Origin of the sequence: Rhodoferax sp. (assembly GCF_018063565.1) — a bacterium.
GTDB lineage: Bacteria > Pseudomonadota > Gammaproteobacteria > Burkholderiales > Burkholderiaceae_C > Rhodoferax.
Genome location: NZ_JAGPBB010000139.1, coordinates 1 through 6,146 on the forward strand (window position 1 = coordinate 1; position 6,146 = coordinate 6,146).

5 protein-coding genes are annotated in these 6,146 nt (G+C 59.3%); 4 read left to right on the plus strand and 1 reads right to left on the minus strand.

Annotated features, from left to right (window positions below; genetic code table 11):
• The first annotated feature begins 530 nt into the window (after positions 1 to 530).
• The 4 genes from KBF66_RS18385 to KBF66_RS18400 all read left to right on the plus strand — a co-directional run bounded on the left by KBF66_RS18385 (position 531) and on the right by KBF66_RS18400 (position 5,896).
• Positions 531 to 1,409 carry a sugar ABC transporter permease gene (locus KBF66_RS18385; protein WP_296660966.1) on the plus strand — a complete coding sequence of 293 codons (879 nt, stop codon included), beginning with the start codon at positions 531 to 533 and terminating at the stop codon, positions 1,407 to 1,409.
• Positions 1,410 to 1,427: 18 nt separating this feature from the next.
• Positions 1,428 to 2,282, plus strand: coding sequence for a carbohydrate ABC transporter permease (locus tag KBF66_RS18390; protein WP_296659948.1), 855 nt, complete (start codon positions 1,428 to 1,430; stop codon positions 2,280 to 2,282).
• Between the two features lie 29 nt (positions 2,283 to 2,311).
• Entirely contained in the window at positions 2,312 to 3,382 is a 1,071-nt protein-coding gene (locus KBF66_RS18395) for an ABC transporter ATP-binding protein (RefSeq protein WP_296660980.1), read from the plus strand.
• 108 nt (positions 3,383 to 3,490) lie between these two features.
• Positions 3,491 to 5,896: a cache domain-containing protein gene (locus KBF66_RS18400; RefSeq protein ID WP_296660981.1), complete on the plus strand. Its 2,406-nt coding sequence runs from the start codon at positions 3,491 to 3,493 to the stop codon at positions 5,894 to 5,896.
• 1 nt (position 5,897) lies between these two features.
• Here the strand turns inward: KBF66_RS18400 and KBF66_RS18405 are convergent.
• The coding region (locus KBF66_RS18405; protein WP_296660984.1) for a sensor histidine kinase at positions 5,898 to 6,146 on the minus strand (249 nt) is incomplete at its 5' end.

Sequence of the window (6,146 nt, forward strand, 5' to 3'; positions counted from 1 at the left end):
TATGGCCGTCAAGCCAGCGGCCGAAGGTGCCATCAAGGACGCGGTCAGCCAGTTCTGGAATGACGACAAGATTTCGGTGGCTGACGGTGTGAAGAACATCGCCAAGGCGGCTGCGACCAAGTAAGTTCGGTTCATGACGACCTGTTTTCCGGCCTGGAGTATTTTGAGGTCGGGAATCAGGTTGCGGGGGATTGAAGGCAATTGGCTCGCTAACCCGCAGCAGGGTTGGGGTACGACCCGCCGCTCATGTCCCCCGCCCTTCGGGCTCCTCCTTTACTTCGCTTTGGGTCATACCCTAACCCTGCTGCTTGGCGCTGTGAGCTGTGACATTGAAACGCTAATTGGCGACTAGACCTGACGGGGTGGGTGTTTCGCGCAGTGAGGTGAAGGAGGAGACCGAAGGCCGAAGGCTGTCGGGCGGGGGACACGAACGCAGCGGAATACTCACCCCACCAAGTCGGGTTAAGGCGCAGGAATCCCTTCAGCGGATCAACATTGATCCCATCAAGTCAATCAAAGGCGAAAGCTCTATGAAATCCTTTGAAAACGTGTTACCCAAGCTGGTGATCGCCCCGGGTTTTGTACTCGGCTTTGCGTTCATCTACGGCTTGATGATCTGGAACGGGGTGCTCTCCGTCACCAACTCGCGCATGCTGCCCAATTACGACGAATTTGTCGGATTGCAGCAGTACGCCAACCTGTGGGAAATGGACCGCTGGTACATCGCGCTCAAAAACCTGGGCGTGTTCAGCGTGTTGTATGTGGGCGGCTCGATGCTGCTGGGCATGCTGCTGGCGATTTTTCTGGACCAGAAAATTCGTGGCGAAGGCTTTCTGCGCACTGTTTACCTTTACCCCATGGCTTTGTCGTTCATTGTGACGGGTACCGCCTGGAAATGGATTTTGAACCCCAGCCTGGGTCTTGAAAAACTCATGCACGACCTGGGATGGACCTCGTTTGGGTTTGACTGGCTGGTGCAAAGCGATACCGCCATCTACTGCGTGGTGATTGCCGGCGTTTGGCAGTCCGCCGGGTTTGCCATGGCGCTGTTTTTGGCCGGATTGCGTGGCATAGACGACAGCATCATCAAGGCCGCGCAAATGGACGGTGCTTCGCTGCCGCGCATTTACTGGCGCATCATCTTGCCGGTGCTGCGCCCGGTGGTGTTTTCAACCATTCTGGTGCTCTCGCACTTGTCCATCAAGGCGTTTGACCTGGTGATGGCGCTCACCGCTGGCGGGCCGGGTTATGCCTCTGACGTGCCAGCCACCTTCATGTTCACCATGAGCTTTACCCGTGGCCAGATTGGCCTGGGGGCAGCCAGTGCCACCATGATGCTGGCGTTTGTGGCCTCCTTGGTGGTGCCGTATCTGTACAGCGAGTTGCGCGCCAAACCGCATGAGCGTTAAGCACAAGGACACACCACCATGAACGCTAAAACACTTTCCCGCGCCGCCGTTTACGGTGTGCTGCTGATTGCGGCCTTTTTCTTTCTGGCGCCTCTGTATGTGATGCTGGCCACCAGCTTTAAGGATGCAGAGCAAATCCGCTCGGGCAACCTGCTGAGCCTGCCGACCTCGCTCAACTTCGAATCGTGGACGCTGGCCTGGTCGACCGCCTGCACTGGCGTCGATTGCCGGGGGCTCAAACCCTATTTCTGGAATTCGGTGATGATGGCCGTGCCGGCGGTGCTGATCTCGACCGCCTGGGGTGCCATCAATGGTTATGTGCTCTCCATGTGGAAGTTCAAGGGAAGCGACCTGCTGTTTGGCTTCATCCTGTTTGGCGTGTTCATGCCGTTTCAGGTGGTGTTGTTGCCAATGAGCCAGGTGTTGGGTTTTCTGGGGCTCTCGAGCTCGATTGCCGGGCTGGTGCTGGTGCATTGCCTGGCGGGAATGGCAGGCACCACGCTGTTCTTCAGAAACTACTACACCGCCATTCCGCGGGAACTGGTCAACGCCGCGCGCATGGACGGGGCGGGCTTCTGGCGCATCTTCTACCGCATTGTCATTCCCATGAGCACGCCGATTTTGATGGTGACGTTGATCTGGCAGTTCACCAACATCTGGAACGACTTCCTGTTTGGCGTGGCTTTTAGCGGCGCCGACAGCAAACCCATCACGGTGGGCCTGAACAACATGGCCAACACCACCAGCAGCGTGAAAAATTACAACGTCGACATGGCCGCGGCCATCATCGCCGGTCTGCCGACCATGCTGGTGTACGTGCTGGCGGGGCAATATTTCGTCAAAGGTCTGACTGCCGGTGCGGTCAAAGGTTAAGAGCAAAACGCTTAAAGGACACCCTCATCATGGCAGCATCTCTCCACATCGCAGGCATCCGCAAGGTTTTTGGCAAGGCCGACAAGGCGGTTGAAGTCCTGAAAAAAATCGACATCATGGTCGCCCCTGGCGAATTCCTTATTCTGGTTGGTCCCTCGGGCTGCGGCAAATCGACCTTGCTCAACATCATCGCTGGCCTGGAAGACCCGACCGAAGGTGAACTCAAGATTGCCGGCAAGAACGTGATCGGTGTCGCGCCCGCGCAGCGTGACATCGCCATGGTGTTCCAGAGTTACGCGCTGTACCCGACCATGAGTGTGGCTGACAACATCGGTTTTGCGCTGGAAATGCGCAAGGTGCCATTGGATGTGCGCAAAAAACGCATTCAGCAAGTCGCCGAAATGTTGCAGATCCAGCATCTGCTGGACCGCCGCCCGGCGCAGCTCTCGGGGGGGCAGCGCCAGCGCGTGGCCATGGGTCGGGCGTTGGCGCGTGACCCGCAGCTGTTTTTGTTTGACGAGCCACTCTCCAATCTGGATGCCAAGCTGCGCGTCGAGATGCGCGCCGAAATCAAACGCCTGCATCAAGTGTCGGGCATCACCAGCGTGTACGTGACGCACGACAAGATCGAGGCCATGACCTTGGGCACCCGCATCGCAGTGATGAAAGATGGCATCCTGCAGCAGATCGGCACGCCCGACGACATCTATCGCCTGCCGGCCAATACCTACGTGGCCGGATTTATTGGTTCACCCACCATGAATTTTATAGCTGGTAGCGCAAGCGGGACAGGCGCTAGTGGGCTATTTTCCTTTGAGGGTGGCAGCCTTGCGCTGCCGTGCCCGGCGCAAGGCAAGGTCACGCTGGGCCAGCGCCCGGAACACATCCACCTGACCGACGACGCCACCTGGCGTGGTCAGGTGACACTGGTTGAGCCGACCGGTGCAGATACTTATGTGGTGGTCAAGACCGGTGTTGGTCTGATCACGGTACGGACACCACCGAGTACACAGGTGCAGGTGGGCGACCAGGTTGGTCTGTCGGTGAGCAGCAACCACAACAACTGGTTTGACGCGCAAACCGGGTTGCGCCTGGGTTAAGTCGGCGGGCTTGCATCCAAAACTCCTTTGGTTGCCTGTTTTTTTTGGCATACCTTTTGCATGGTTTTGATTTTTATGGTAGCCAGATAACTAGTCGAGGAGCAATTCATGCAGGTTGCCTACCCTGCGCACCAGATCCGTGCAGATCTGGATCGCCAGCGCATGGAGTGGCGCTTTATTGAAACCACAGCCCGCATCGTGTGTCGGGGTGAAGCCAATCAGTTCCTGTCGACCTTGGTGGGAACGCGGGTTGCATTCGAGGATCTGTGCAACGAATTGGCGCTGGGGCTGGAGAGGGCGCGCCTGGCCAATCAGCAGCGCGACCTGCTGGCCCGGGCGCAGGCGGCGATCGACATTCTGGTCCGCAATCTGTTCGAACGAACCGCCGACGTTGGGTTTATCGCCACCGATGCCTCAATCGTTGCCTACTTGGGAGACCCGGCATCACAGGATGCGGCTGCGTTGCAACGGCGTTTGAGCCTGTACCGCAGCTTTTATTCGGTCTATACCGATATCGCATTGATCAACCCGCAGGGCAAGCTGGTTTGGCGACTGACCGATGGCGTCGTCAATTCCACGAGCAGGCCCAGCGTGCCAAAGTGGTTTGACGCCTGTTTGGGTGCGGATGGCTATGTTGAGGTTTACGAGGCGCATGCCTGGTGGGGTGCTGATCCGGCATTGATTTACGGCCATCGGGTGCTCGATGATGATGGTCGTGTTCTCGGTGTTGTGGCTTTGCACTTTGCATTGACAGAGGAACTGTCCGCTCTGCGTGCAGAAGTGCTGGGTGACCAGCCCGAAGCGACACTTGCCTTTGTCAACAGCCGTGGACAGGTGTTGCAAAGCAGCAATGGCTCGCGCCTGCCGGGTGGCTCGATTCCGCGCACCAATGGTGATCCGCCATGGTCGGTGCGCGTGGGAAAAGATGATTACCCGATGGCGCAAACCATCTCTCCTGGTTACCAGGGTTACTCGGGGCCGGGCTGGCGTGCCTGGGTGCTCGCAGCATCCGCTCAGGGCAATGGTGAGTCGGCAACGGACCTGCCGAGCCTGCAGCAGGCTCAACTGGAGTTGCAGTCTATCCTGGCGCGGGCGCAAGAGACGGCGGCAGACCTGCGACTGGTGTTGTTCAACGGCAAGGTAACCGAGACCGGTGTTCAGGACGTGGCTGCGCTGCGGGTGGTGTTGGACCAGATCGGGCTGGCCGGCACCCGTACGTTGGAACTGTTTGACCGAGCCATTGGCTCATTGACGGAGCTGCTGGAGAATGGACTACAAGCGCAGGTGCTGGCGCAGGCGCGCCTGGCCGTCAGCATTCTGGACCGCAACCTCTACGAGCGCGCCAATGACTGCCGCTGGTGGGCGCTGAACGCGGTCTTCTGTCAAACCCTGCAGGCTGTGGCCGCTGGCCACAAAGAAGCCGCTGACCTGTCGGCTCAAGCCCAGCCGGTGCTGTCACATCTGAACGATCTCTACACCGTCTACCGTCAAGTGGCCCTGTTCGATGTCAAAGGGCAGGTGTTGGCTGTTTCCCGTCCGGGCGTTGAACCGCACCCGCACCATATAGGCGCAGATATCCTGAGTGGTATGGGCGCATTGCAGGCCCCTAAAGACTATCTTGCGGTGCGTCCTGTCAGTCCGCAAGAAAACGCCGACGTCTGGACGTATGTGGCCGCGGTGCGTGCACCCGACGGGCGGGTTGTTGGCGGTGTCGCCCTGTACTTTGAGACCCGTCGCGAGTTGACCGGCATGTTGGAGGCAGTGTGTGTTGGTGCCGGATGGACCGGTGCTGCCTATCGTATTGGCGCCACGCAATGGATTGTCGAAACCTCAGAGGCAACGGCCAGCCAGCCCCTGGGTGGTGGTCATTGGCCTTTGCCGGATAGCGCTACAAGCCTGCTCGGTCAACACGGCACAACACCGGTGCTCGCCGGTGTCGCGCGCTCTCAGGGCTATCGGGAGTTCCTGCGCAGTGACGGTCATACCGAGTGGGCTTGGGTCCTGTTGTTGCATGCCGACAAGCGCCTCCAGGCGGCGGCCAGTCACCATCACCTCGCCCGCTACGAGGGCAGTGGTGCCACCAGTAGCTTTGGTGTGGTGCGCGCCGGCAATGTCTATCTGGGCTTTGATGTGGCCGTGATCCGCTCTGCCCTGCGCCTGCGCCGCTGGGTGGCCACACCGGTGAGTCCGCCCGCCCTGGGTGCCGTCGAGGCATCGGATGGTTCGACTTGGCCACTGCTGGATGCACGCCTGATTCACGGCCAGGTGGCCAGCCCGATCAGTGGTGTCTCTGTAGGCTTGGTGCTGTGCGGCGCGCAGGCGGACTTTGTCTGGCTGTTTGATGAGCTGGTTGGGGTGGTGGTCGCGCCGCTGACGTCAATCGCCATGGTCTGGGGGCGCCAGGCACCCTGGATCACCGCAGTTCTTAAGGAGGAAGGCGACGAAGTGGTTCGAGTTCAACTGGTGGATCTAAGCAAGATCCCGCTCGAATTGCAGGCGCTGCAACCCGGATAGTTCAAGGCGAACTGCGTGGCAGAGTCAAACGGATGCATAGACCGGCAGGTTCTACCGCGATGGCCTGTGCCTGACCACCATGTCGCTGTGCGATCTCAGCGACGATCGCCAGGCCAAGCCCACAACCACCCACTTGTTCAGAACCACGCCAAAAGCGCTCGAAGGCGTGCTCCAGTTGGGATGCCGGTATGCCCTGGCCGGTATCGGTGACCTCTAGCACGACGGCGCTGTTGTTGTCGGTCAGGCGCAC